The organism is Shimazuella sp. NTD250 (genome assembly GCF_059510375.1).
The window spans coordinates 97546-122536 of the sequence record NZ_JCAJZS010000008.1 but is presented as its reverse complement, the minus strand read 5'-3'; the positions used below and the strand labels follow the sequence as shown (position 1 = coordinate 122536).

At 42.4% G+C, this 24991-nt stretch carries 32 protein-coding genes and 2 pseudogenes; 4 read left to right on the top strand and 30 right to left on the bottom strand.

From position 1 onward, the window contains the following. Positions 1-60: 60 nt before the first annotated feature. The 23 genes and pseudogenes from secY to rpsJ all read right to left on the bottom strand — a co-directional run bounded on the left by secY (position 61) and on the right by rpsJ (position 10803). Complete coding sequence (secY, locus tag AC5WOF_RS17540; RefSeq protein WP_496051231.1) at positions 61-1362, bottom strand: preprotein translocase subunit SecY; 1302 nt, start codon at positions 1360-1362, stop codon at positions 61-63. A 1-nt stretch (position 1363) separates the two neighbouring features. Next, positions 1364-1804, bottom strand: a complete 441-nt coding sequence (gene rplO, locus AC5WOF_RS17535; RefSeq protein WP_496051230.1) for a 50S ribosomal protein L15 — start codon at positions 1802-1804, stop codon at positions 1364-1366. A 34-nt stretch (positions 1805-1838) separates the two neighbouring features. Continuing rightward, positions 1839-2027, bottom strand: a complete 189-nt coding sequence (rpmD, locus tag AC5WOF_RS17530; protein WP_496051229.1) for a 50S ribosomal protein L30 — start codon at positions 2025-2027, stop codon at positions 1839-1841. A gap of 12 nt (positions 2028-2039) precedes the next feature. Beyond that, entirely contained in the window at positions 2040-2555 is a 516-nt protein-coding gene (rpsE, locus tag AC5WOF_RS17525; RefSeq protein ID WP_496051228.1) for a 30S ribosomal protein S5, read from the bottom strand. Further along, complete coding sequence (gene rplR, locus AC5WOF_RS17520) at positions 2555-2917, bottom strand: 50S ribosomal protein L18 (protein WP_496051227.1); 363 nt, start codon at positions 2915-2917, stop codon at positions 2555-2557. The genes rpsE and rplR overlap by 1 nt, the downstream gene beginning before the upstream one ends. A 32-nt stretch (positions 2918-2949) precedes the next feature. Further along, positions 2950-3486: a 50S ribosomal protein L6 gene (rplF, locus tag AC5WOF_RS17515; protein WP_496051226.1), complete on the bottom strand. Its 537-nt coding sequence runs from the start codon at positions 3484-3486 to the stop codon at positions 2950-2952. 19 nt (positions 3487-3505) lie between these two features. Further along, positions 3506-3904 (bottom strand): 30S ribosomal protein S8, encoded by a 399-nt coding sequence (gene rpsH, locus AC5WOF_RS17510; RefSeq protein WP_496051225.1) that lies wholly within the window; start codon positions 3902-3904, stop codon positions 3506-3508. A gap of 24 nt (positions 3905-3928) precedes the next feature. Further along, the gene (locus tag AC5WOF_RS17505) at positions 3929-4114 is read right to left on the bottom strand and encodes a type Z 30S ribosomal protein S14 (protein WP_028777712.1); all 186 of its coding nucleotides are present in this window, start codon (positions 4112-4114) and stop codon (positions 3929-3931) included. A gap of 21 nt (positions 4115-4135) precedes the next feature. After that, positions 4136-4678, bottom strand: a complete 543-nt coding sequence (gene rplE / locus AC5WOF_RS17500) for a 50S ribosomal protein L5 (protein WP_496051224.1) — start codon at positions 4676-4678, stop codon at positions 4136-4138. Positions 4679-4701: 23 nt separating this feature from the next. Next, on the bottom strand, positions 4702-5082 hold the full coding sequence (gene rplX / locus AC5WOF_RS17495) for a 50S ribosomal protein L24 (protein ID WP_338057510.1): 381 nt from the start codon (positions 5080-5082) through the stop codon (positions 4702-4704). 34 nt (positions 5083-5116) lie between these two features. Continuing rightward, a complete protein-coding gene (gene rplN, locus AC5WOF_RS17490; protein ID WP_496051223.1) occupies positions 5117-5485 on the bottom strand; it encodes a 50S ribosomal protein L14 in 369 nt (122 codons plus the stop codon). Between the two features lie 30 nt (positions 5486-5515). Continuing rightward, positions 5516-5785 (bottom strand): 30S ribosomal protein S17, encoded by a 270-nt coding sequence (gene rpsQ / locus AC5WOF_RS17485; protein WP_240876417.1) that lies wholly within the window; start codon positions 5783-5785, stop codon positions 5516-5518. After that, positions 5782-5994 carry a 50S ribosomal protein L29 gene (gene rpmC / locus AC5WOF_RS17480; protein ID WP_496051222.1) on the bottom strand — a complete coding sequence of 71 codons (213 nt, stop codon included), beginning with the start codon at positions 5992-5994 and terminating at the stop codon, positions 5782-5784. The genes rpsQ and rpmC overlap by 4 nt, the downstream gene beginning before the upstream one ends. Beyond that, positions 5991-6413: a 50S ribosomal protein L16 gene (gene rplP, locus AC5WOF_RS17475; RefSeq protein WP_240876415.1), complete on the bottom strand. Its 423-nt coding sequence runs from the start codon at positions 6411-6413 to the stop codon at positions 5991-5993. The genes rpmC and rplP overlap by 4 nt, the downstream gene beginning before the upstream one ends. A 3-nt stretch (positions 6414-6416) precedes the next feature. Next, positions 6417-7079, bottom strand: a complete 663-nt coding sequence (rpsC, locus tag AC5WOF_RS17470) for a 30S ribosomal protein S3 (RefSeq protein WP_496051221.1) — start codon at positions 7077-7079, stop codon at positions 6417-6419. A gap of 24 nt (positions 7080-7103) precedes the next feature. After that, positions 7104-7424 (bottom strand): annotated as a pseudogene (gene rplV, locus AC5WOF_RS17465) (50S ribosomal protein L22); the annotation flags it as partial. A gap of 18 nt (positions 7425-7442) precedes the next feature. Beyond that, a pseudogene (locus AC5WOF_RS17460) lies at positions 7443-7622 on the bottom strand (hypothetical protein); the annotation flags it as partial. A gap of 30 nt (positions 7623-7652) precedes the next feature. Beyond that, positions 7653-7934, bottom strand: a complete 282-nt coding sequence (gene rpsS, locus AC5WOF_RS17455; protein WP_028777703.1) for a 30S ribosomal protein S19 — start codon at positions 7932-7934, stop codon at positions 7653-7655. Positions 7935-8015: 81 nt separating this feature from the next. Then, positions 8016-8867, bottom strand: coding sequence for a 50S ribosomal protein L2 (gene rplB / locus AC5WOF_RS17450; RefSeq protein ID WP_496051220.1), 852 nt, complete (start codon positions 8865-8867; stop codon positions 8016-8018). 31 nt (positions 8868-8898) lie between these two features. Next, positions 8899-9186, bottom strand: a complete 288-nt coding sequence (gene rplW, locus AC5WOF_RS17445) for a 50S ribosomal protein L23 (RefSeq protein WP_240876412.1) — start codon at positions 9184-9186, stop codon at positions 8899-8901. Further along, complete coding sequence (gene rplD / locus AC5WOF_RS17440; RefSeq protein WP_496051219.1) at positions 9183-9809, bottom strand: 50S ribosomal protein L4; 627 nt, start codon at positions 9807-9809, stop codon at positions 9183-9185. The genes rplW and rplD overlap by 4 nt, the downstream gene beginning before the upstream one ends. Positions 9810-9830: 21 nt before the next feature. Then, on the bottom strand, positions 9831-10460 hold the full coding sequence (gene rplC / locus AC5WOF_RS17435) for a 50S ribosomal protein L3 (RefSeq protein WP_496051218.1): 630 nt from the start codon (positions 10458-10460) through the stop codon (positions 9831-9833). A gap of 34 nt (positions 10461-10494) precedes the next feature. Next, a complete protein-coding gene (gene rpsJ / locus AC5WOF_RS17430) occupies positions 10495-10803 on the bottom strand; it encodes a 30S ribosomal protein S10 (RefSeq protein WP_028777698.1) in 309 nt (102 codons plus the stop codon). 480 nt (positions 10804-11283) lie between these two features. Here rpsJ and AC5WOF_RS17425 point away from each other — a divergent pair, with 480 nt between their 5' ends. The 4 genes from AC5WOF_RS17425 (at position 11284) to AC5WOF_RS17410 (ending at position 12417) form a co-directional block, all read left to right on the top strand. Then, positions 11284-11505, top strand: coding sequence for a hypothetical protein (locus tag AC5WOF_RS17425; protein WP_496051217.1), 222 nt, complete (start codon positions 11284-11286; stop codon positions 11503-11505). Between the two features lie 296 nt (positions 11506-11801). Next, positions 11802-11993, top strand: coding sequence for an AbrB/MazE/SpoVT family DNA-binding domain-containing protein (locus tag AC5WOF_RS17420; RefSeq protein ID WP_496051281.1), 192 nt, complete (start codon positions 11802-11804; stop codon positions 11991-11993). Beyond that, positions 11990-12142, top strand: coding sequence for a hypothetical protein (locus AC5WOF_RS17415; RefSeq protein ID WP_496051216.1), 153 nt, complete (start codon positions 11990-11992; stop codon positions 12140-12142). Before AC5WOF_RS17420 ends, AC5WOF_RS17415 begins: the two co-directional genes overlap by 4 nt. A 5-nt stretch (positions 12143-12147) precedes the next feature. Then, on the top strand, positions 12148-12417 hold the full coding sequence (locus AC5WOF_RS17410; protein WP_496051215.1) for a cytotoxin: 270 nt from the start codon (positions 12148-12150) through the stop codon (positions 12415-12417). A 313-nt stretch (positions 12418-12730) separates the two neighbouring features. On the opposite strand, the gene tuf is transcribed toward AC5WOF_RS17410, so the two are convergent. From tuf to rpoB, 7 genes are all read right to left on the bottom strand, one after another. After that, complete coding sequence (gene tuf, locus AC5WOF_RS17405; protein WP_496051214.1) at positions 12731-13921, bottom strand: elongation factor Tu; 1191 nt, start codon at positions 13919-13921, stop codon at positions 12731-12733. 100 nt (positions 13922-14021) lie between these two features. After that, positions 14022-16097: an elongation factor G gene (gene fusA, locus AC5WOF_RS17400; RefSeq protein ID WP_496051213.1), complete on the bottom strand. Its 2076-nt coding sequence runs from the start codon at positions 16095-16097 to the stop codon at positions 14022-14024. A gap of 66 nt (positions 16098-16163) precedes the next feature. Beyond that, entirely contained in the window at positions 16164-16634 is a 471-nt protein-coding gene (gene rpsG, locus AC5WOF_RS17395) for a 30S ribosomal protein S7 (RefSeq protein ID WP_240876403.1), read from the bottom strand. A gap of 41 nt (positions 16635-16675) precedes the next feature. Continuing rightward, positions 16676-17092, bottom strand: coding sequence for a 30S ribosomal protein S12 (gene rpsL, locus AC5WOF_RS17390; RefSeq protein ID WP_496051212.1), 417 nt, complete (start codon positions 17090-17092; stop codon positions 16676-16678). 142 nt (positions 17093-17234) lie between these two features. Then, positions 17235-17486, bottom strand: coding sequence for a ribosomal L7Ae/L30e/S12e/Gadd45 family protein (locus AC5WOF_RS17385; protein ID WP_496051211.1), 252 nt, complete (start codon positions 17484-17486; stop codon positions 17235-17237). Between the two features lie 149 nt (positions 17487-17635). Beyond that, on the bottom strand, positions 17636-21247 hold the full coding sequence (gene rpoC / locus AC5WOF_RS17380; protein ID WP_496051210.1) for a DNA-directed RNA polymerase subunit beta': 3612 nt from the start codon (positions 21245-21247) through the stop codon (positions 17636-17638). A gap of 15 nt (positions 21248-21262) precedes the next feature. Further along, positions 21263-24847, bottom strand: coding sequence for a DNA-directed RNA polymerase subunit beta (gene rpoB, locus AC5WOF_RS17375; protein ID WP_496051209.1), 3585 nt, complete (start codon positions 24845-24847; stop codon positions 21263-21265). Positions 24848-24991 lie beyond the last annotated feature (144 nt).

The following is a 24991-nucleotide window of genomic DNA, read 5'->3' as shown; positions in this document are numbered from 1 at the left end:
AGGACGGCCACACGTATCAAGTTCGACCTATGGTCGCATGTGTATGTCAATTTCTTTGTCTTAGCTGTTCATGAATCCTTTGTAATGGCGCTTGATTAGTTGGCTCTCAATCGTCTTCATCGTCTCAAGTGCTACCCCTACAACGATCAAAAGGGATGTACCACCAATCTGTACAGACTGTGGAAGACCTGAGAGAGAAATGATAAAGACTGGAAGAATAGCAACTGCTGCAAGGAAGAATGCCCCTGGAAGCGTAAGGCGATTCAATACTTTTGTGAGATAAGATTCTGTCGCTTTACCAGGACGGATACCAGGAACAAAACCACCATTTTTCTTCATCTGATCAGAAAGTTGCATTGGGTTAATCTGTACAAAAGTATAGAAGTACGTAAACCCAACAATGAGAAGCAGATAAAGAATCATACCGAGTGGAGCTTGTGTATAGTCAAAGTTGACACGAATCCAGTCCGCTACAGCATTACCCGCCCAGAAACTCGCAATAGTAGGTGGGAAAAGCAAGAGCGATAGTGCAAAGATCACAGGGATAACACCAGCTGCATTGATTTTAAATGGCAGGTGTGTCGACTGACCCCCATACATCTTACGACCAACAACTCTTTTGGTATATTGGACTGGGATTTTACGTACTCCCTGTTGGATGTAAATAACGCCCACGATGACAATCACAATTACAACAAGTAATCCGACAGTTTTTAATACACCAATGGCAATAGGTGCATTCTTGGTAAACAAGCTACTGTATACCTGACTGATATGATTAGGGATGCTAGCCATGATACCAGCGAAAATAAGAATAGAGATCCCGTTCCCAATCCCTTTTTCTGTAATTTGCTCCCCTAACCACATCAAGAAAGTTGTACCCGCAGTAAGTGTAAGAGAGATAAGTGCATAAGTCCAAACATTAGGGTTTTGTATAAATCCACTTCCTAGCAGACGATCAAATCCCAAGGACAAAGTAATGGATTGGATTAACGCCAAACCGATCGTAAAATAACGTGTAGCTTGTGTAATTTTACGTCTACCAGTCTCTCCTTCTTTTGCCCACCGAGCAAATGCAGGAATTACATCCATCGTGAGTAGCTGAACAATAATCGAAGCAGTAATGTAAGGCATAATTCCCATCGCAAAGATAGAGAAATTACGAAAAGCTCCACCAGAAAAAGCATTGATCAGACCGAATACTCCTTGACTTTTATCAGCAAGTTGCTGAAGCACAGCAGGATTAGTATTTGGAACTGGTATAAAACTACCAATCCGAAAAACTACCAGCATAATAAGAGTAAACAGTATTCGACGGCGAAGATCTTCTACCTTAAAAATGTTACCAAGGGTCGCAAACATGTTAGATTACCTCCGTTGCTCCGCCAGCGGCTCTGATTTTCTCAGCTGCAGTTTCAGAAAACTTATGAGCTTTAACAGTAAGTTTTACTTGAAGCTCACCATTTCCAAGAATCTTAATTCCAGACTTAGTATCTTTGACAACACCAAGTTCTGTGAGTAGCTCAGGAGTAACTTCTGTACCCTCAGCAAAACGATTCAAAGTATCAAGATTTACGATCGCATACTCTTTGCGATTCGGGCTAGTAAATCCACGTTTTGGCAAACGACGGTAGATTGGATTCTGACCACCTTCAAAACCAGGTCGAACTCCACCACCTGAGCGAGCGTTTTGACCTTTATGTCCACGACCAGAAGTTTTACCAGAACCAGAAGCCATTCCACGACCTACACGTCTTGACTCTTTGCGAGAACCAGGTGCTGGTTTTAGCTCGTTTAATTTCATGCTTTGCACCTCCTCTTGTATTAAGTCAATGCTATTACTCAGTTACTTCTTTTACATCTACAAGATGAACAACTTTATTTACCATACCTCGAATCGAAGCATTATCTGGCTTGACCACAGTTTGTTCACGTTTGGTTAGGCCTAATGTACGAAGGGTTACCCGAACGCGCTCCGACTGCCCAATCATACTCCGTCTGAGGGTAATCGCTAATTTGTTTGCCACGGTTATCCCTCCTTATCCGAGTAGCTCTTCAACAGTTTTGCCACGTAGTTTCGCTACTTGTTCGGCTTGTTTAAGACTTGAAAGTCCCTCTAGAGTTGCGCGTACCATGTTGATTGGATTGTTGGATCCGGTAGATTTCGTCAAGATATCACCAACACCTGCAACTGTTAGCACATCACGAACAGGACCTCCAGCGATAACACCAGTACCTTGGCTAGCTGGTTTCAAAAGAACTTTTCCTGCTCCAAAACGTCCTACGATATCGTGAGGAATCGTATTTCCGGTTAGAGGAACAGTGATGAGGTTTTTCTTCGCTGCTTCTACACCTTTTTTGATAGCTTCTGGTACTTCAGCCGCTTTACCGATACCGGCACCAACACGACCTTTTCCATCACCAACAACAACAAGTGCACTGAAGCTGAAACGACGTCCACCTTTTACTACTTTTGCTACACGGTTGATGTTAACAAGTTTTTCTGTGAACTCGGACTGCGCAGCATCACGTTTATTACCTTTGTTTTGTCTCATTAGAAGTCAAGACCTCCTTCCCTTGCCCCATCCGCTAACGCTTGTACACGACCATGATAGAGGTATCCTCCACGATCAAATACAACTTTGTTGTATCCTTTTTCGACAGCACGTTTGGCAATTAACTCGCCGACACTTTTTGCTGCATCAACGGTCCCACCACCTGCACCTTGGTACTCTTTATCCATCGTAGAAGCGGAAACAAGGGTTACTCCTGCTTCATCATCAATAAGTTGTGCGTAGATGTTCTTGGATGAACGGAATACATTAAGGCGAGGACGAAGAGCCGTGCCAAAAAGTTTTTTCCGAACCCGAAGGTGACGCTTTTTCCGATTTTGATTGCGATCTGCTTTTTGAATCACGGTCTGGTTCACTCCCTTCTGAATTAAAAATTCTATTTACCAGTTTTACCTTCTTTACGACGAATTCGTTCTGTAGAGTATTTAATCCCTTTTCCTTTGTAAGGTTCAGGCTCACGTACGGAACGAATGTTAGCAGCCATAGCACCGACTTTTTCTTTGTCGATACCTTTGACGATTACTTGTGTTTGAGTAGGAACATCAAGTTCGATACCATCAGTTGGAGTAATCTCAACTGGGTGAGAATATCCAACGTTTAATACAATATTGGTTCCTTTTTTCGATGCACGGTACCCAACACCTACTAGGTCAAGGGTTTTAGAGAAACCAGTAGATACACCTTCCACCATGTTGGAGATGATGCTACGAGTTGTTCCGTGCAGTGCCCGATGTGTACGATGATCGCTAGGACGCTCAACCAACAACTCATTTGCTGAGATATTGATCTTCATTTCTGCGTGCAGATTGCGAGTCAAAGTACCTTTGGGTCCTTTTACTGTCAACTGATTGCCTTCTAAGTTTACTTCGACACCAGCAGGAACAGTAATTGGTTTTTTCCCGATACGAGACATGTTTGGTTCACCTCCATCATTACCAGATGTATGCTAGCACTTCTCCACCAACGCGTTGTTGACGTGCTTCTTTGTCAGTTACGATTCCTTTATTTGTTGATAGGATCGCAATTCCAAGTCCACGTAGTACGCGAGGTACTTCATTAGATTTGGCATATACACGAAGTCCAGGTTTACTGATTCTTTTTAGACCAGTGATTACCTTTTCGTTGTTTGTACCGTACTTTAAGAAAATACGAAGGATGCCTTGCTTATTATCCTCGATGTATTCAGCATCGCGAATAAATCCTTCTTGCTTTAATATTTCTGCGATCTCACGTTTTACACGAGAAGCAGGTAGTTCAACACTTTCATGGCGAACCATGTTTGCGTTACGAATTCTAGTCAGCATATCCGCAATGGGATCTGTCATCACCATGTGTGAGCCCTCCTTTCAGAAGCATTACCAGCTTGCTTTTTTTACGCCGGGAATCTGCCCTTTGTAGGCCAATTCACGGAAACAGATACGACATAGTCGAAATTTGCGTAATACAGAGTGAGGACGTCCACAACGTTCGCAACGAGTGTACCCTTGCACCTCAAACTTAGGTTTGCGCTGTGATTTGACGATCATCGATTTTCTGGCCAACGGATTCCCTCCTTTGCCTTATTATTTGCGAAATGGCATCCCCATTTCAGAAAGTAGTGTAAATGCTTCTTCATCAGTATTAGCAGTAGTTACGATAACTACGTCCATACCACGCACCTTATCTACCTTGTCGTACGAGATTTCTGGGAAAATCAATTGTTCTTTAACTCCTAAGGTATAGTTTCCACGTCCATCAAAAGATTTAGGGGAAATACCACGGAAGTCACGGACACGAGGTAGCGAAATGTTGATCAATTTGTCTAAGAAATCGTACATACGCTTACCACGTAGGGTAACCTTTACTCCAATTGGCATTCCTTCACGAAGTTTAAAACTTGCGATTGATTTTTTTGCTCGAGTAATTACTGGTTTTTGACCAGCAATAACGGTCATGTCTTCTACTGCATTGTCCAACACTTTGGAGTTTTGAACAGCTTCACCAACACCCATGTTCAAAACAATCTTCTCCACTTTTGGAACTTGCATTACAGACTTGTACTCAAACTTATTCATCAAAGAAGGAACAATTTCATTTGTATATGTTTCTTTTAACCGTGCAGTCAAGGAATGTACCTCCCTTCCTCATACTATTTATCCAGGATTTCGCCTGACTTTTTCGCAAACCGTACTTTCTTCTGTTCACCGTTTTTACCTTCGATAAACTTATAGCCAATACGGGTTGGTTGTTTTGTTTTTGGATCTTCAATCATCAAGTTGGATACATCGATTGGCGCTTCTTTTTCGATGATTCCACCTTGAGGATTTGCTTGTGTTGGACGGGAGTGTTTCTTCACCATGTTGACTCCCTCAACGAGTGCTCTGCCTTCTTTAGGAAGCATTTTGATGACACGGCCTTTCGTGTACACCTTTTTGCCATCTTGGAAGTATGGAGCTTCTTTCCCACGCATCACGATAACCGTATCACCAGTTTTGATGTGAAGTTTATTGGGGCGTTTTTCGCTTTTCACTCACGCGCACCTCCTTATCTCTCACGATCTGTCCTTAAAGCACTTCTGGTGCTAAGGAGATAATCTTCATAAAGTCGCGATCACGTAGCTCACGGGCAACTGGTCCAAAGATACGGGTACCACGTGGGCTTTTGTCATCCTTAATCACGACTGCTGCATTTTCATCGAAACGAATATAGGAGCCATCAGGACGACGGTTTGGACGAACAGTACGAACTACTACGCACCTGACTACATCGCCTTTCTTAACAACGCCTCCGGGTGTAGCTTGTTTCACCGAAGCAACGATGATATCACCGATACCAGCAGTAGACTTCTTCGATCCACCTAACACACGAATGCACATGATTTCTTTCGCACCGGAGTTATCTGCAACTCGAAGACGTGTCTGTTGTTGAATCATCGGTCTTTCCTCCTTCCTTAAGAGAACTCCTTAGATGATGACAGCCTCTTCTACAATCTCTACGAGACGCCAATTCTTATCTTTCGATAATGGGCGAGTCTCCATGATTCTTACGATGTCACCTGTTTTGGCTTGGTTGTTCTCATCATGGGCTTTAAACTTTTTGGTATGTTTTACGCGTTTGCCGTACAGACGATCCTTTTTATAGGTTTCTACTGCAACTACGACTGTTTTATCCATTTTGTCGCTGACCACTTTACCGACACGCACTTTCCGACGTGTTGTACGTTGTTCGCTCAACCCCGATTCCTCCTTTCGCTATCCAGTTCACGCTGGCGAAGGACCGTTTTACAACGAGCAATGTCTTTGCGTACTTGACCCAAGCGGTTTGGGTTTTCCAATTGCCCTGTTGCAGATTGAAAACGTAGGTTAAACAATTCTTCTTTGTACTGCGTCAGTTTTTGTTCGAGCTCAGTGGTGGTCAACTCGATTAGCTCTGCTGCTTTCATTCGTTACCACCTGCTTCACGTTTTACAAATTTTGTTTTGATTGGAAGTTTGTGAGCTGCTAGACGCATTGCTTCACGAGCAACTTCCTCTGGTACTCCCGCCAATTCAAACATGATTTTACCAGGTTTTACAACAGCTACCCATTTTTCAGGGGAACCTTTACCGCTACCCATACGAACCTCAAGAGGTTTTTGAGTAATTGGCTTATCTGGGAAAATCTTAATCCATACTTTCCCACCACGTTTGATATAACGAGTCATCGCAATACGCGCTGCTTCAATTTGACGGTTGGTAATCCAAGATGGTTCCAATGCTTTTAGGCCGTATTCACCAAAAGCAACTTCTGTTCCGCCTTTCGCCTTCCCACGCATTTTTCCACGGTGAGGACGACGAAACTTGACCTTTTTTGGCATTAGCATGCGTTACTCGCCTCCTTCGACTGCTCCTTTTTTCCCTTTGGTAGGCAGTACTTCACCACGGTAAATCCATACTTTTACTCCGATACGACCATAAGTGGTATGTGCTTCTGCAAAGCCATAATCGATATCAGCACGTAAAGTATGTAGTGGAACGGTACCTTCGCTATATCCCTCACTACGAGCGATATCAGCACCACCAAGACGACCACTTACTAGTGTGCGAACCCCTTTTGCACCGGAACGAAGAGTACGTCCGATTGCTTGTTTCATAGCTCGACGGAAAGAAACACGACGCTCTAATTGACTTGCAATGTTTTCAGCTACAAGATAAGCATCCAACTCAGGGCTTTTGATTTCATTGATATTGATGTGAACTTTTTTACCAGTCATTTTGGTAAGTTGGTTACGAAGTTTTTCTACTTCGGTACCGCCTTTCCCAATAACCATTCCAGGTTTCGCTGTATAGATGGATACGTTTAGACGGTTTGCTGCACGTTCGATCTCTACTTTAGAAACTGAGGAATCTTTCAATTGTGTTTTGATGTGATCGCGAACACGGATGTCTTCATGAAGTAGTGTAGCGTAATCTTTGCCGCCGTACCACTTGGATTCCCAATCACGAATAATACCGACTCTCAATCCCACTGGGCTAACTTTTTGACCCAAAGTTCTTCCCTCCTTATTGAAAAATTATTTTTCAGATACTACCACTGTGATGTGGCTAGTACGTTTGTTGATGCGGCTTGCGCGTCCTTGTGCACGTGGGATGAATCGTTTCAATGTCGGTCCTTCATCCACATAAGCTTCTTTTACAACTAAGTTACCTTGATTTAAGTTAAAGTTATGCTCAGCATTTGCTACAGCAGAACTCAGTACTTTCTCGATAACTGGAGATGCAGCACGAGGTGTGAATTTTAGAATCGCCGCTGCTTCATCAATCGATTTACCACGAATCAAATCGATAACCAGACGAACTTTACGAGGAGCGATTCTTATGTTTTTAGCAACTGCAAATGGCGGGAAAACGAATTTCGTTGTACCACCTTTGGTAGAAGTGATGATCAAACCTAGTTCTGCAACATCTTTTGCTACGGCTTCCTCAGTTGCCTTGATGCCTGCATCTTGTAGACGCTCAGTCAACTCAGCAACGCTTGCGATGTCATGTTCTTTAATCAACTTTCTAATCTTGCGTTGGCGTACGACGTTCATGTTTACCCTCCTTTCTTTACATAAGAATAATTAGCGCTTGCGAGTTTTCTTATCGTCCCCAGCGTGTCCCTTATACGTACGGGTAGGAACAAATTCGCCGAGTTTGTGACCTACCATATCTTCGCTTACATATACAGGCACATGTTTACGTCCATCGTGAACAGCAAATGTGTGACCGACAAAATCAGGGAAGATGGTAGAGCGACGAGACCATGTTTTCACGATCTTCTTTTCGTTTTTCTCGTTCAAAACCTCTACTTTTTTCAGTAGATGAGCATCTGCAAAAGGCCCTTTTTTCAGGCTACGACCCATGCGATACGCCTCCTCTCATACCATAATCATCCAACATATCGCTCCCACGAAAGGTCCCTTCCGCGGGATAGGAAGAGGTTATTATTTTTTCTTGCGACGACGAACGATAAATTTGTCCGAAGCCTTGTTTTTCTTACGAGTTTTGTAGCCAAGAGTTGGTTTACCCCAAGGAGTCACAGGAGACTTACGTCCGATAGGAGCACGACCTTCCCCACCACCGTGTGGGTGGTCATTAGGGTTCATAACAGAACCACGAACAGTTGGGCGAATACCTTTCCAACGGCTACGTCCTGCTTTACCTACTGTGATCAATTCATGATCGAGGTTACCAACTTGACCGATGGTAGCACGACAGTCTGCAAGGATCATACGTGTTTCACCAGAAGCCAAACGAATGATAACATATTTTCCTTCTTCGCCTTTGTGTGCACCTTTACCCAACAACTGAGCAGAAGTACCAGCAGCACGCACTAACTGTCCGCCACGACCTGGTTTCAACTCGATGTTGTGAATCTCTGTACCAACTGGAATATTGCGTAGTGGCAATGCATTACCCACTTTGATGTCGGATTCAGGGCCAGACATGATTTCAGTACCAACTTTTAAACCTTTTGGTGCTAATACATAGCGTTTTTCACCATCAGCATAATGAATGAGTGCAATATTAGCAGAGCGGTTTGGATCATACTCGATCGTAGCTACTTTGCCTGGGATACCATCTTTGTTCCGTTTGAAATCAATGATACGGTATTTACGTTTATGTCCGCCACCTTGGTGACGCATCGTTAAACGACCTTGGTTGTTACGACCAGCTTTTCTCACTAAAGAAGTAGTAAGAGATTTCTCTGGTGTAGAAGTGGTAATCTCTTCAAAGGTAGAACCGGTCATATGACGACGTGAAGGTGTAGTTGGTTTATACTTTTTAATACCCATTTGCTATTTCCCTCCTTTACCCTTTGGATTTCTAGCTCTCAAATATTTCGATTTGCTTGCTGCCTTCAGCAAGTTTTACAATTGCTTTTTTCCATTCTGGTGTCCGACCGGAGTAACGACCATAGCGCTTTGTTTTGCCTGGTACACGCATTGTGTTTACACGGTCCACTTTCACATCAAAAATGGCTTCTAATGCCTGACGTATTTGAAATTTATTCGCACGAATGTCAACTTCAAATACGTATTTTCCTTCTTCCATCATGGCAGTCGATGCTTCTGTTACGATGGGTCGACGGATAATGTCACGTGGGTCCTTCACTGGCCAAACACCTCCTCTACACGACTTACTGCGTCAGTAGTAATGATCAACTTGTCATGTGCTAACACGTCTAATACATTTACTCCTTCAGCAGCAATCAATTTCACACCTGGGATATTGCGAACAGCACGAACTGCACCGTCTTCCAAATTATTGGTTACAACTAATGCTTTCTTTTCAGCGCCCAAGTTTTTCAAAACTTGAACCATTTCTTTTGTTTTTGGAGCAGATAGTGTTAATGCATCCAAAACAACTACGTCTTGATCTTCTACTTTAGTAGATAGAGCAGACTTGATTGCAAGACGACGAACTTTTTTAGGAAGCTTGTAAGCATAGCTACGAGGGGTAGGTCCAAAAACAGTACCACCACCAACCCAAATAGGGGAACGTGAGCTACCTGCACGAGCACGTCCTGTTCCTTTTTGTTTCCATGGCTTTTTACCACCACCGCGAACTTCGGAACGATTCTTTACATCGTGAGTTCCACTGCGCAAGGATGCTTGTTGCATCACTACTGCATCATGAAGTACAGCTTTGTTTGGGGTAATCCCAAATACTGCGTCAGCCAATTCTAATTCGCCAACTTGGGAACCCGTTACATCAACAACTGATACCTTTGGCATGATTGATCCTCCTTTCTGATGTTATTTAACGCCTTTTGCTGTGGAACGAATTACTACATAACTGTTCCGAGGTCCAGGTACGTTTCCTTTAATAAGCAGCAAATTCTTTTCAGAATCCACACGAACCACTTGCAGGTTTTGTGTTGTAATACGCTCTCCACCCATACGACCTGGTAAGGTTTGTCCTTTGAAAACACGGTTTGGAGCAATAGCACCTAAAGAACCGGGTCCACGATGATAGTGGGAACCGTGACTCATAGGTCCGCGGCTTTGGTTGTGACGCTTGATCGCCCCTGCAAAACCTTTACCTTTTGAAGTACCTGTCACGTCAACAAGCTCTCCTTCAGCAAAGAGATCTGCTTTGACAACAGTACCTAGTTCGTATTCTTCTGGGTTCATCCCGCGGATTTCTTTGATAAAGCTCTGTGCTTTCGCATTTGCTTTCTTCGCATGTCCAAGTTCAGGTTTGTTGGAACGGTGTTCCTTTTTTTCTTTAAACCCTAGTTGGATCGCTTCGTATCCGTCGGTTGTTTCATCTTTCCTTTGAAGAACAACACATGGTCCAGCTTCAACAACTGTTACTGTTACTGCTGTTCCATCTTCACGAAACAATTGGGTCATCCCAATCTTTTTCCCTAGAATTCCTTTCAATTGTTACACCTCCTGCCATTTTGAAATGGATAAATTATAGTTTGATTTCAATGTCGACGCCGGATGGCAGGTCGAGTCTCATTAGCGCATCAACTGTTTGTTGAGTAGGATTCACAATATCAATCAAACGCTTATGCGTACGCATTTCAAACTGTTCGCGTGAATCTTTATATTTATGAACCGCCCGTAAAATGGTATAAACTGCTTTTTCCGTAGGTAGTGGAATCGGACCTGATACACTTGCTCCCGTACGTTTTGCAGTGTCGACAATCTTCACTGCCGATTGATCCAAAACACGGTGGTCATACGCCTTCAACCGAATGCGAATCTTTTGTTTTGCCATCTTTAACCCTCCTTCGCTCATTTTGATAAATGAACTTCTCCGCGAAAATTTTCCGCCCGACCATGGCAAAGGGGCCGGGTGTGTCGGCAACCTTCCGCATCATCGCTGTTCACAGTACAACACCCGCTATTATATAGAAAAAGCAAATGGGATGCAAGAAAAAAAATAGCTTTCCTACTATTGGATAATATTTGCTAGTAGAAACCTCTTTTGTTGATGCACCAAAAGTTCACTTATTCATCGGTATTTTGAAAAGCCTAATAAGTAAAACATCCCATTCATGCAAATTTTTCTGTTGTCCTTTACACTAAACATTATTTACTTTCTAAGTACCTTATACAGGTAATATTTCCATATAACTCCAAAATTCTAGAAATCTCTGATTCTACATCCACTATGGCAATATCTGATTTATTTGACTAATTTTCTTGGAAAGTATATTCTAACTTTAGCAAAATAAAGTATCACAAAGGAGCTCCTATGCCAGCCGAAAAGAGACTAAATGAATGTGTGGTTACGTATAAAGACCAAGACACAAATGCCTTATATGTTATTCTCGATAATGGTGGCGTTTTCGAAGAACAAGCGGAAAACGTCTATAAAGCTACGACGGGACGTCTCTATGTACACTGTGTAAAATCAGATTTTAAACTATATCCAACTGATGATGAACCTGTTTTGGTACAGGTTATCAACGACTAAAATATATAAGTGATACGGGGCATTGATTAATCATGCCTCTTTTTTTATCATAGGAGATCACCTCATGAAAAGGATTGGAGCCATATTCGGACTCTGGGATCTGTATCCTGCATTTCAAGGTTATCCGTTCTATTTTTATTTCACGAAGGCCTACTAATATGCTGATTCTTCTAGTATGAAGGATGTGATGATAAGAAAAAAGCCATGATTCGTTTCATCATAGTCTGAAACTACGGCCACCTGTTTTCACAAAAATTCCTTCATTAACCTCACTTTAAGATCTTCAATCAACAACAATATATGATGTATTCCTCCCTTTACCAATCGAACGAATAGCACCTTTTTCCACAAGTCCTTTTAAAATTTTCACCGACAAACGTGGACAAGTGACACTGCCTAAATCGATTTTAGAGTTATTCCATCTGAATGAAGGAGATATATTGGAATTATCTGTCAATGAAAATGGAGAAATAACGATTACCCAATGATTCAAATTCCTGCTGATCAACAATGGTTTTGGACAAAAAAATGGCAAACAATGGAGAGAGAAGCTGACGAAGACATTCAAGCAGGGCGCATGAAATCGTTTAAAAATATCCATGATCTGATTAATGACTTGGAAAGTGATGAGGATTAGATTCGATGATTTTTGAACGAACGACTCGCTTCAAAAGAAGCTATAAAAAGTTAGATAAACAAACACAAAAAATCTTGAATCAAGCACTAATCATGTTAGCTGAAGATTTCACGCATCCGTCTCTACGGGTAAAAAAAATGAGAGGTTATCATCGCCCTAATGTCCGGGAAGCAAGTGCCAACATGGACTTGCGAATCACATTTGAAATCGAAAAACCTAATAAGCTCATTTTACACAACTGTGGCCATTACGATGAAACATTAAATCATCCATAGCTAGTCTTACCCTAGAAACCATTCATTCTCATCTATCGAAAAATTGTTAATGTAAATGAAGAATGTGTGGTCACTTATAAAGACTATTCTCGACAATAGTGGCGTTTTTGAAAAACAAGCGGAGAACATCCTAATAAAGATATGGGACACCTCTATGTAAATTTTGTATTTTAAACTATATCCAACAGATGAGAAGGCTAGAATGTTCGTCAAATCCTTTCATCTAGGACTACTATCATTAATCATATATAAACAAAAAAGCTGTCCTCCCACCCTAATAGGAGAACAGCTTTTCTAGTGTAATACATTCTATCTATTTTTCAATTACAGTAACTGCACCAGCACCAACGGTACGTCCACCTTCACGGATGGTGAAACGAGTTCCGTCTTCGATAGCGATAGGAGCAATCAATTCAACTTCCATCTCTACGTTATCTCCAGGCATACACATTTCGGTACCTTCTGGAAGTTGGATAACACCAGTTACGTCCGTTGTACGGAAGTAGAACTGAGGACGGTAGCTAGAGAAGAAAGGAGTATGACGTCCACCTTCTTCTTTGGAAAGAACATAAACTTGAGCTTTGAATTTGGTGTGAGGTTTCACACTACCTGGTTTTGCAAGAACTTGACCACGTTGGATATCTTTACGTTCTACCCCACGAAGTAGAGCTCCGATGTTGTCACCAGCTTGAGCGGAATCAAGAAGACGACGGAACATTTCTACACCAGTTACAACAGTTTTACGAGTATCGGTGATACCGATGACTTCTACTTCTTCCCCAACTTTTACAGCACCGCTCTCTACACGACCAGTAGCAACAGTACCACGACCAGTAATGGTGAATACATCCTCAACTGGCATCAAGAAAGGTTTGTCAGTGTCACGAATTGGTTCTGGAACATAAGCGTCAACAGCAGCCATCAATTCAAGAATTTTGTCAGCCCATTCTCCACTAGCTGGGTTTTCAAGAGCTTTCAAAGCAGAACCTGCGATTACTGGGATGTCATCGCCAGGGAATTCGTATTCATCAAGAAGTTCACGAACTTCCATTTCTACCAATTCCAATAGTTCTTCGTCGTCAACCATGTCTACTTTGTTCAAGAAAACAACGATGTGAGAAACACCAACTTGGCGAGATAGCAAGATGTGCTCACGAGTTTGTGGCATAGGACCATCAGCAGCAGATACTACCAAGATAGCTCCGTCCATTTGCGCAGCACCGGTGATCATGTTTTTCACATAGTCAGCATGTCCTGGGCAGTCAACGTGTGCATAGTGGCGGTTGTCTGTTTCATACTCTACGTGTGCAGTAGAGATGGTGATACCACGCTCTTTTTCTTCAGGAGCTTTATCGATTTGATCATAAGCAGTAGCAGTAGCGCCACCTTTTTGAGCAAGAACAGTTGTGATTGCAGCGGTAAGAGTTGTTTTACCATGGTCAACGTGACCGATTGTACCAACGTTAACGTGTGGTTTTGTACGTTCGAACTTGGCTTTTGCCATTTTAGGAATCCTCCTTCAAAGTAAGAAGAGTAATTTTTTATTTTTGGTACATTGATTTATAGGAAGCTAGAAGAGTGTGCTCTGCTAGATTCTCTTAAATTTATACAGTAGTAGCTTTTTTGATAATCTCTTCAGCTACACTTTTTGGAACTTCTTCAAAGTGGTCGAACTGCATGGAGAATACTCCGCGACCTTGGGTACGGGAACGTAGGTTAGTAGCATACCCAAACATTTCAGCGAGGGGAACCATTGCACGAACAACTTGTGCCCCACTGCGAGCTTCCATACCTTCTACACGGCCACGACGGGAGCTAGCATCACCCATCACATCACCCATGTATTCTTCAGGTACAGTTACTTCAACTCTCATGATTGGCTCTAAGATTACTGGATTACATTTAGCTTTTGCAGCTTTCAAAGACATGGAACCAGCAATTTTAAATGCCATCTCAGAGGAGTCAACATCGTGGTAAGAACCATCAACTAGTGTAGCACGCACGTCTACCAATTGGTATCCGGCGAGAACTCCGTTGAGCATGGATTCCTCAATACCTTTTTGTACAGCTGGGATGTATTCTTTTGGAACAACCCCACCCACGATTTTATTGACGAATTCAAATCCAGCACCTTCTGGTAATGGCTCATACTCAATCCAAACGTGACCGAATTGACCTTTACCACCAGACTGACGAATGAACTTACCTTCTACTCTAGCAGAAGAACGGAATGTTTCTTTGAAAGCTACTTGTGGTGCACCCACATTTGCTTCAACTCGAAACTCTTCTTTCAAACGGTCAACGATAATCTCAAGATGAAGCTCACCCATACCAGCGATAATCGTTTGACCTGTATCCTCATCTGTATGCGTACGGAAGGTAGGATCTTCTTCAGCCAATTTTGCTAGTGCTACACCCATTTTATCTTGGTCTGCTTTTGTTTTTGGTTCAATCGCAACTTCGATAACTGGCTCTGGGAAGGTCATAGATTCAAGAATGATTTCATTCTTTTCATCAGAAAGGGTATCCCCAGTAGTAGTAACTTTTAGTCCAACTGCTGCAGCAATATCTCCTGCAAATACTGTTCCAATTTCTTCACGGGTATTAGCATGCATCTGTAAGATACGTCCAACACGTTCCCGTTTTCCTTTGGTTGTGTTTTGCACATAAGAACCAGAATCAAGGGAACCAGAGTATACACGGAAGAAAGTCAATTTCCCAACAAATGGATCTGTAGCAATTTTGAATGCAAGAGCAGAGAAAGGCTCTTCGTCACTGGAGTGACGTACTGCCTCAGTACCATCTGGAAGTTCCCCTTGGATAGCTGGAACATCAAGTGGAGATGGTAGGTAAGCTACTACTGCATCAAGTAGTGGTTGTACCCCTTTGTTTTTGTAAGAAGAACCACATAGAACTGGAGTAATCTGTACTTCACAAGTTCCTTTACGAAGTGCAGCATTAATCTCTTCTACGGTCAATTCTTCCCCTTCTAGGTACTTCTCCATCAAATCATCATCGAGTTCAGCAACAGCATCGAGTAAGTTGGAACGATACTCTTCTGCTAGTTCTTTGTACTCTTCTGGGATTTCTCTTGCTTCTGAAGTTGTCCCTAGATCATCGGTGTAGATGATAGCTTTCATGTTGATCAAATCGATCATGCCTAGAAAAGTATCTTCTGCTCCAATTGGTAATTGAATTGGCACAGCATTCGCGGATAGACGATCCTTCATTTGTTCCACAGAACCAAGGAAGTCTGCACCAATGATGTCCATTTTGTTGATATATGCGATCCGCGGTACATTGTAACGATCCGCTTGACGCCAAACTGTTTCTGATTGAGGTTCTACTCCGCCTTTTGCGTCAAAAACCCCAACTGCTCCGTCTAATACACGAAGGGAACGCTCTACCTCTACGGTAAAATCAACGTGCCCCGGAGTGTCAATAATGTTAATCCGATGTCCTTTCCACTGTGCAGTTGTCGCAGCGGAAGTAATCGTGATTCCACGTTCTTGTTCTTGTTTCATCCAGTCCATGGTAGCTGCACCTTCGTGCACCTCACCAATCTTATGAACACGACCAGTATAAAACAATACACGCTCGGTAGTGGTTGTTTTACCCGCATCGATGTGAGCCATGATGCCGATATTTCGTGTATTTTTCAAGGAGAATTCACGTGCCATGAGAAACTTCTCCCTTCATATAACCTCAGTAGTTGATCTTTCCTAGCGCATAGCTTGGAAAGGAAATTACCAGCGATAGTGAGCAAACGCACGGTTTGCTTCTGCCATCCGGTGTGTATCTTCTTTCTTCTTGACAGCTGAACCACCGTTATTAGCAGCATCAAGGATTTCGTTAGCAAGACGTTCTTGCATACTCTTCTCATTGCGAAGACGTGCATAAGATACTAACCAACGAAGTCCTAGACTTGTACGACGCTCAGGTTTAACCTCGATTGGTACTTGGTAGTTAGCACCACCAACACGGCGTGCCTTAACTTCCAATACAGGCATGACGTTTTTCAAAGCTTGTTCGAATACTTCCATTGGGTCATTTCCAGAACGATCTTTGATCAACTCAAACGCATCATATAGAATACGTTGTGCCTTCCCCTTTTCTCCATCGTACATAAGACGATTGATTAGACGGGTTACGAGTTTGCTGTTGTAAATTGGATCTGGTAATGCATCACGACGTTCTACAGGACCTTTACGTGGCATTGGATTCCCCTCCTTTTCTCTATGGATGTACTTTTAACGAATTATTTTTTCTTCGCACGTTTTGTACCATATTTGGAACGACCTTGTCCACGGTTTTGTACACCTGCGGTATCCAATGCACCACGAACGATATGATAACGTACACCAGGTAGGTCTTTTACACGTCCGCCACGGACTAATACTACGGAGTGTTCTTGCAGGTTGTGACCTATTCCAGGAATATAAGCAGTTACCTCAATACCATTGCTCAAACGAACACGAGCATATTTACGTAATGCAGAGTTAGGTTTTTTAGGTGTCATCGTTCCTACACGAGTACAAACTCCACGCTTTTGAGGTGAACTTTGTGGGGTGCTCTCCTTGCGGAAACTGTTAAAGCTCAATTGCAATGCAGGAGATTTGGACTTTACGATCTTATTTTTACGTCCTTTGCGTACTAACTGATTAATTGTTGGCATCTCTTTCCACCCCCTCGATTTGAATTTAATTTAAAACAACAGATCCAGGTGGATCGTAATTTGCGAAAAAAATAGAGTAACCATTAGAAACATATATCGTATATAGTCGACATCTACACGATAAAAGCTCTAAAGTCATCTTCTAGTCTTTCAAAATGGCTACCGCAGCTGTACCTACTTGAATCCCACTAGCTTTACCTAACTCCCTCATGGAAGCTACATATGTATAAGCTATTTCCTTTTGCTCACAGAGTGATTGGATAGGGTGAGTAAGAATGAGATCAGCATCTTCGGCCAATACGACAAATGATACCAGTTGTCGGTCAATCGCTTTTCTCGTTTGTTTAACACCAGTAACGAGCCTTTTTGCTTGTCTCACTTTATCATAAGACATAGATACAGCCCTCCAAAGTGATACTCATACAAGCACAGGAGAAATCTTACCATCATGACACACAAAAGTCAATACTAGAATGAAACAAAATTATTAAAGCAAAAAAAGAGAACAGAGGCCCGATTTAGACCTCTGTGTATTAGTTGCGATTAGTCTATCAACACAGTTTCTTTCTCATCAGTCGTTTCCGCTACTTCATTCGCCAATTGCACATCTAATGTACGATAGCGGTTCATACCTGTACCTGCTGGTACAAGTTTCCCGATGATGACATTCTCTTTCAAACCTAGAAGTCGGTCTACTTTTCCTTTAATTGCTGCATCAGTAAGAACACGGGTTGTTTCTTGGAATGAAGCAGCAGATAAGAAGGATTCTGTTTCTAGGGATGCTTTGGTAATACCTAAAAGAACAGGTCTTGCTACTGCTGGTTCACCACCAACCAATAATGTTTTTCTGTTCGACGCTTCGTAGTCATGGATATCTGTTACAGATCCTGGTAGTAGGTCAGTTGTTCCAGCATCTGTGATACGAACTTTCCGCATCATTTGTCTGATCATTACTTCTACGTGCTTATCGTTAATTTCTACCCCTTGGAGGCGGTATACTTTTTGTACTTCTTGTAAGATATACGCTTGAACACCCTGCACACCTTTGATCCGCAGCAATTCTTTTGGATCGATCGAACCTTCTGTGAGAACATCTCCAGCAAACACTTCGTCGCCTTCCACCACTTTCAAACGAGAACCATATGGAATGGTGTGTGTTTTGCTTTCCACATCTCCCTCGATCTCCACCTCGCGGCGATCTTTCACTTCACGAATTTCGATTATTTTTCCATCGATTTCCGCAACTATGGCTTGACCTTTTGGATTTCGGGCTTCAAAAAGCTCTTGAATACGAGGTAGACCTTGGGTGATATCATCCCCTGCAACCCCTCCAGTATGGAAGGTACGCATGGTCAACTGGGTTCCTGGTTCCCCAATAGATTGAGCCGCAATAATACCAACAGCTTCTCCGATCTCTACTGGTGTTCCAAGTGCTAGATTTCGACCATAACATTTTTTACATACGCCATGTTTGGTTCGGCAAGAAAGCACCGAGCGGATCACTACCGTTTCAAGACCAGATTCCATGATTTGAGTTGCTGTTTCTTCATCGATCAATTCATTGCGATTGATGATCACATGATCCGTTTCAGGATGGCGAACGGTTTGGAAACTAACACGCCCGACAATGCGATCGTATAAATCTTCGATAATTTCATTGCCATCATGGATTCGTTTCACGAGCAATCCTTTATCCGTACCACAATCCTCATCCCGTACGATAACATCTTGAGCAACATCAACCAATCGTCTTGTCAAATAACCAGAGTCAGCAGTACGTAAGGCAGTATCCGCTAGACCTTTCCTCGCACCGTGAGTAGAAATGAAATATTCCAATACAGTCAGACCTTCACGAAAGTTGGTACGAATAGGTTGTTCGATAATTTTACCGGCTGGGTTGGCCATCAAACCACGCATCCCTGCAAGCTGGGTAATCTGAGAAACGTTACCTCGCGCACCAGAGTGAGCCATCATATAAATTGGGTTGTATCTACCCATGTTGCCCATCAATACTTCTGTGATACGATCTTTTGCTTTACTCCAAATGGAGATAACACGCTCATAACGTTCATCATCCGTGATCAAACCACGACGATATTGCTTCATAACTGTTTTCACTTGGTCTTCCGCTTCTGCCAAAATATCCTTCTTCGCTTCTGGAACCATAACGTCTGATACAGACATTGTAATCCCTGCTTTGGTCGAATAAGAATATCCAAGTGCTTTTACACGGTCTAAAATGACAGATGTCATCATGGTACCAAAACGGCGGAAACATTCTGCGATAATGGCACCTAGATCCTTTTTAGTCAATGCACCAGGCTCATCCAATTTTTGAATAAACTCAGGGATATTTACTCCTTTATCATAGATGAAATATTTTTCAGGAGTCGCAGTAAAGTTATTCTTACCAGGTTCATTAATATATGGAAAATTCTCTGGCAAAATTTCATTGAAAATTAATTTACCTGGTGTTGTTACGAGCAAAGATGATTGTTGTTTCTCCGTAAAAGTCGTTTTGTTAAGTGATTTTACTGGAATAGCAATTCGAGTATGCAAGGTGACATATCCATGATGATATGCACTGATTGCTTCTGCTATAGAGTAGAATACAGTACCTTCGCCTTTTTCACCTGTTTTCTGTATGGTTAGGTAGTAACAACCTAATACCATATCTTGCGAAGGAGTAACAACAGGTTTTCCGTCTTTTGGATTCAGGATGTTTTGTGCTGCTAACATCAAAAGTCGAGCTTCTGCTTGAGCTTCTGCCGACAATGGAACGTGTACAGCCATTTGGTCACCGTCAAAGTCAGCATTATAAGCCGTACAGACGAGCGGATGCAGGCGAATCGCTCTACCTTCGACCAAAATGGGTTCAAATGCTTGAATACCTAAGCGGTGAAGGGTTGGAGCACGATTTAAGAGTACAGGGTGTTCTTTGATGACTTCTTCTAAAACATCCCAAACTTCTGGATGTATTCTCTCTACTTTCCGTTTCGCACTCTTGATATTATGAGCTAGTCCTTTGGCTACTAACTCTTTCATCACAAATGGCTTAAATAGTTCCAAAGCCATCTCTTTTGGTAGACCGCACTGGTACATTTTGAGGTTAGGCCCTACTACAATAACGGAACGTCCGGAATAGTCAACCCGTTTACCCAATAAGTTTTGACGAAAACGACCCTGTTTCCCTTTGAGCATATGAGATAAAGATTTCAATGGTCTGTTCCCTGGACCTGTAACTGGACGTCCACGACGACCATTGTCGATTAGAGCATCTACCGCTTCTTGTAGCATACGCTTTTCGTTTTGCACGATAATATCTGGCGCACCAAGGTCTAAAAGACGTTTCAATCGATTGTTCCGGTTGATAACTCGGCGGTACAAATCATTCAAGTCAGAAGTAGCAAAACGACCACCATCTAGTTGAACCATAGGGCGAATTTCTGGTGGTATAACAGGAAGTACATCCATGATCATCCAATCTGGGCTATTGCCAGATGAACGAAATGCTTCCAACACTTCCAAACGTTTTACCGCACGATTGCGGCGCTGCCCTTGTGCTGTTTCCAGTTCTTCCTTTAGTTGTTCGACTTCTTTATCGAGATCGATTGAAGCAAGAAGGCGTTTGATCGCCTCTGCTCCCATCATGGCTACAAAACCATTGCCATATTTTTCACGGTAACTACGAAATTCTTTTTCTGACAACAGTTGTTTCTTTTCGAGAGGAGTAGCACCTGCATCTACGACTACATAAGAAGCGAAATAGATAACTTCCTCCAAAGACCGTGGTGACATATCCAATACCAATCCCATACGGCTTGGAATGCCTTTGAAATACCAAATATGTGAAACAGGAGCAGCCAGCTCGATATGTCCCATACGTTCACGACGTACTTTTGCACGAGTAACTTCTACACCGCATCGGTCACAGACTACACCTTTGTACCGAACACGTTTGTACTTTCCGCAATGACACTCCCAGTCTTTTTGTGGACCAAAAATTTTCTCACAGAACAACCCTTCTTTTTCAGGTTTTAATGTTCTGTAGTTGATTGTTTCTGGTTTTTTGACCTCCCCACGAGACCAAGACCGGATCTTTTCAGGAGAGGCTAAACCTATTTTCATATATTCGAAGTTATTAACATCGAGCATCGGGCTATTCCTCCCTTAGGATTCCATGGTAGAGCGAGTTTCCTGCTCATCCAGTTCAAAACCAAGTCGATCGCTAGAGGGCTCATCTTCATCATCTAGCTCACGCATTTCGATCTCTTCTTCGTTTTCGGCCAAAATCTTGACATCCATTCCAAGACTCTGAAGTTCTTTAATCAATACTTTAAAGGACTCAGGAACACCTGGCTCTGGAACATTTTCACCTTTGACGATAGATTCATATGTTTTGACACGGCCTACCACATCATCCGACTTCACTGTCAAAATTTCTTGCAAGGTATAAGCAGCACCATACGCCTCAAGTGCCCATACCTCCATCTCCCCAAAACGTTGTCCACCAAATTGCGCTTTACCACCAAGTGGCTGCTGCGTAACAAGGGAGTATGGTCCAGTGGAACGAGCATGGATTTTATCGTCTACCATGTGTGCCAGTTTGATCATGTACATCACACCGACTGTAACACGGTTTTCCATCGGCTCACCAGTACGTCCGTCATAAAGAACAAATTTTCCGTCTGCATTCAGACCCGCTTCTACAAGTGTTTCAAATACATCACTCTCATGAGCGCCATCAAATACTGGAGTCGCAATATGCAAGCCTAATGTTTTTGCAGCCATTCCGAGGTGCACTTCTAAAACCTGTCCGATGTTCATCCGTGATGGAACTCCAAGTGGATTAAGTACGACTTCAACTGGCGTACCATCGGGCAAGAATGGCATATCTTCTTCTGGCATGATCCGGGCAATAACCCCTTTATTTCCGTGACGGCCAGCCATTTTATCTCCTTCGGAGATCTTTCTCTTCTGAGCGATATAAACACGCACAAGTTGATTTACACCAGGTGGCAGTTCATCTCCATTTTCCCGGGTAAATACTTTGACATCCACTATGATTCCATCTTGACCGTGAGGTACACGCAAGGAAGTATCCCGAACTTCACGTGCTTTCTCGCCAAAGATTGCATGTAATAGACGTTCTTCCGCAGTCAGTTCGGTTACACCTTTAGGAGTTACTTTCCCAACTAAGATGTCACCAGCTTTGATCTCTGCACCGACACGGATAATTCCACGTTCATCGAGGTTTTTCAATGCTTCTTCCCCAACATTAGGAATATCTCTGGTGATCTCTTCTGGCCCAAGTTTCGTGTCTCTTGCTTCTGATTCATGTTTTTCGATGTGAATGGAAGTATAAACATCTTCTTTTACTAGCTTTTCACTTAAGAGAATCGCATCTTCGTAGTTGTAACCTTCCCAAGTCATGAATGCAACGACTACATTTCGTCCTAGTGCCATTTCTCCTTGTTCCGTAGAAGGACCATCAGCAAGTGTAGCTCCAACCTTAACACGCTCTCCCGCTTTAACAACTGGGCGCTGGTTGACAGAAGTACCTTGGTTAGAACGGATAAACTTGCTCAAACGATAACGATCCAAGTCACCTTTTACCAATCGACCATCGACTTCTGCTTCATGACGAACCAAGATTTCATCTGCTGTAACTCTTTCAACTACACCAGAACGGCGAGCTAGAATCATAACACCTGAATCCACTGCAGATTTATACTCCATACCAGTACCGATAAATGGAGCTTCTGGTTTTAGGAGTGGTACAGCTTGACGTTGCATGTTAGACCCCATCAGAGCACGGTTAGAGTCATCGTTTTCTAAAAATGGAATACATGCTGTAGCAACTGAAACTACCTGTTTAGGAGAAACATCCATGTAGTCAACACGATCTTTTGGCACAGCAATCGTTTCATCCCGATAACGAACGGTCACGGAATCTTGGAGAAAGTTACCTTCTTCATCAATCTGTGCATTCGCCTGAGCTACATAGTAGTTATCTTCTTCATCTGCAGTTAAGTAATCAATCTTGCTCGTCACTTGACCTGTTTCTGCATCTACACGGCGATATGGTGTTTCAATAAAACCAAATTTATTAATTCGTGCATAAGTAGATAGACAGTTAATCAAACCAATGTTAGGTCCCTCAGGTGTTTCAATAGGACACATTCTGCCATAGTGAGAGTGGTGAACGTCACGAACTTCCATCCCCGCACGTTCCCGAGTAAGTCCACCAGGTCCTAAAGCAGATAGCTTACGTTTGTGGGTCAACTCTGCTAATGGGTTTGTTTGGTCCATAAACTGAGACAACTGACTGCTACCAAAAAACTCTTTTATTGAAGCAATCACTGGGCGGATATTGATTAACGCCTGTGGCGTAATTGCATTTGCATCTTGGATGGACATTCTTTCTTTCACTACACGCTCCATCCGAGATAAACCGATACGGAATTGGTTTTGCAGGAGCTCTCCAACTGAACGAATACGACGATTACCAAGATGGTCGATATCATCGGTCAAACCAACCCCATGAAGGAGATTGATAAAGTAGTTGATAGATGCAATGATGTCTGCTGGTGTAATATGTTTGATCTCTTGATCTACTTCTGCATTGGAAATAACTTTGATTATTTGATCATCATTCGTAGCAGAGTGAATATTTACAGATTGTAGGCGAACCAAACCTTCTGTTGCTTTTGGCTCCATTTGAACTCCACCTCGAACGGTATATTCTTGTAGTCCAAATGGTGTTTCACCTACTAGATAAGGGATTACTTTATCTAATAAACGTCTTTCTAATAATTGACCTGCTTCTGCCAATACCTCGCCAGTCTCGCTATCTACGATATGCTCTGCTAGTTTTTGATTGAGAAGTCGATTTTTGATATGTAGCTTTTTATTCATTTTATAGCGTCCAACATTCGCAAGATCGTAGCGTTTCGGGTCAAAGAAACGAGAATATAACAGGTCACGAGCATTTTCTGCTGTTGGAGGCTCTCCAGGACGCAGACGTTCATATATCTCAATGAGTGCCTTTTCTGTATTTCCTGTATTGTCTTTATCGAGTGTATTGCGAATATATTCATCTTCCCCAAGAAGATCAATAATTTCCGCATCTGAACTATATCCTAAAGCGCGCAAAAGAACCGTTACAGGGATCTTTCTGGTACGGTCTATCCGAACATAAATAATATCCTTCGCATCTGTCTCCAGTTCCAGCCATGCGCCACGATTTGGAATTACTGTGGCAGTATAAGTTGGTTTCCCATTCTTGTCTAATTTCGTGCTATAATACACACTAGGTGAACGAACAAGCTGGCTGACGATAACACGTTCTGCCCCATTGTAAATAAAGGTGCCTGTCTCTGTCATCAAAGGAAAGTCACCCATAAATACTTCTTGTTCTTTTACTTCGCCTGTCTCTTTGTTGATGAGACGCACTTTTACACGTAATGGAGCAGCATAAGTAACTTGGTGGTCCTTTGCCTCCTCCAAGTTATACTTTGGTTCGCCTAATTTGTAATCAATGAATTCAAGAACCAAATTCCCCGTAAAATCCTCAATTGGAGAAATATCTTGAAACATTTCACGCAGCCCTTCTTCTAGAAACCACTCGTATGATTGTTGTTGGATTTCTATCAGATTTGGCAACTCTAGTATTTCATTAATTCGAGCGTAACTTCTTCGTTTACGTCGACCGTACTGGACAAGTTTACCTAGCAAATCGAGCTCCCCCCTCATAAGCCTATCCAAGAGAACCAAAAGAAATGAGTAAAAAAATACCATAGATGATACCAAAATAAAAACCTATTAACCTATCATAGCCAAGAAATAGGAAAAATAAACCAACACAAAACTGTTTAACATTCCAAAAGGATTTCTGCA

Bases quoted from the DNA above. Each gene is read 5' to 3' on its own strand.
- secY (WP_496051231.1), bottom strand. From the start codon at position 1,362: ATGTTTGCGACCCTTGGTAACATTTTTAAGGTAGAAGATCTTCGCCGT.
- rplO (WP_496051230.1), bottom strand. From the start codon at position 1,804: ATGAAATTAAACGAGCTAAAACCAGCACCTGGTTCTCGCAAAGAGTCA.
- rpsE (WP_496051228.1), bottom strand. From the start codon at position 2,555: ATGAGACAAAACAAAGGTAATAAACGTGATGCTGCGCAGTCCGAGTTC.
- rplF (WP_496051226.1), bottom strand. From the start codon at position 3,486: ATGTCTCGTATCGGGAAAAAACCAATTACTGTTCCTGCTGGTGTCGAA.
- rpsH (WP_496051225.1), bottom strand. From the start codon at position 3,904: ATGGTGATGACAGATCCCATTGCGGATATGCTGACTAGAATTCGTAAC.
- rplN (WP_496051223.1), bottom strand. From the start codon at position 5,485: ATGATTCAACAACAGACACGTCTTCGAGTTGCAGATAACTCCGGTGCG.
- rpmC (WP_496051222.1), bottom strand. From the start codon at position 5,994: ATGAAAGCAGCAGAGCTAATCGAGTTGACCACCACTGAGCTCGAACAA.
- rplP (WP_240876415.1), bottom strand. From the start codon at position 6,413: ATGCTAATGCCAAAAAAGGTCAAGTTTCGTCGTCCTCACCGTGGAAAA.
- rpsS (WP_028777703.1), bottom strand. From the start codon at position 7,934: ATGGGTCGTAGCCTGAAAAAAGGGCCTTTTGCAGATGCTCATCTACTG.
- rplB (WP_496051220.1), bottom strand. From the start codon at position 8,867: ATGGGTATTAAAAAGTATAAACCAACTACACCTTCACGTCGTCATATG.
- rplD (WP_496051219.1), bottom strand. From the start codon at position 9,809: ATGCCAAAGGTATCAGTTGTTGATGTAACGGGTTCCCAAGTTGGCGAA.
- rpsJ (WP_028777698.1), bottom strand. From the start codon at position 10,803: ATGGCAAAACAAAAGATTCGCATTCGGTTGAAGGCGTATGACCACCGT.
- AC5WOF_RS17425 (WP_496051217.1), top strand. From the start codon at position 11,284: ATGCCAGCCGAAAAGAGACTAAATGAATGTGTGGTTACGTATAAAGAC.
- AC5WOF_RS17415 (WP_496051216.1), top strand. From the start codon at position 11,990: ATGATTCAAATTCCTGCTGATCAACAATGGTTTTGGACAAAAAAATGG.
- AC5WOF_RS17410 (WP_496051215.1), top strand. From the start codon at position 12,148: ATGATTTTTGAACGAACGACTCGCTTCAAAAGAAGCTATAAAAAGTTA.
- tuf (WP_496051214.1), bottom strand. From the start codon at position 13,921: ATGGCAAAAGCCAAGTTCGAACGTACAAAACCACACGTTAACGTTGGT.
- fusA (WP_496051213.1), bottom strand. From the start codon at position 16,097: ATGGCACGTGAATTCTCCTTGAAAAATACACGAAATATCGGCATCATG.
- rpsG (WP_240876403.1), bottom strand. From the start codon at position 16,634: ATGCCACGTAAAGGTCCTGTAGAACGTCGTGATGCATTACCAGATCCA.
- rpsL (WP_496051212.1), bottom strand. From the start codon at position 17,092: ATGCCAACAATTAATCAGTTAGTACGCAAAGGACGTAAAAATAAGATC.
- AC5WOF_RS17385 (WP_496051211.1), bottom strand. From the start codon at position 17,486: ATGTCTTATGATAAAGTGAGACAAGCAAAAAGGCTCGTTACTGGTGTT.
- rpoC (WP_496051210.1), bottom strand. From the start codon at position 21,247: ATGCTCGATGTTAATAACTTCGAATATATGAAAATAGGTTTAGCCTCT.
- rpoB (WP_496051209.1), bottom strand. From the start codon at position 24,847: ATGAGGGGGGAGCTCGATTTGCTAGGTAAACTTGTCCAGTACGGTCGA.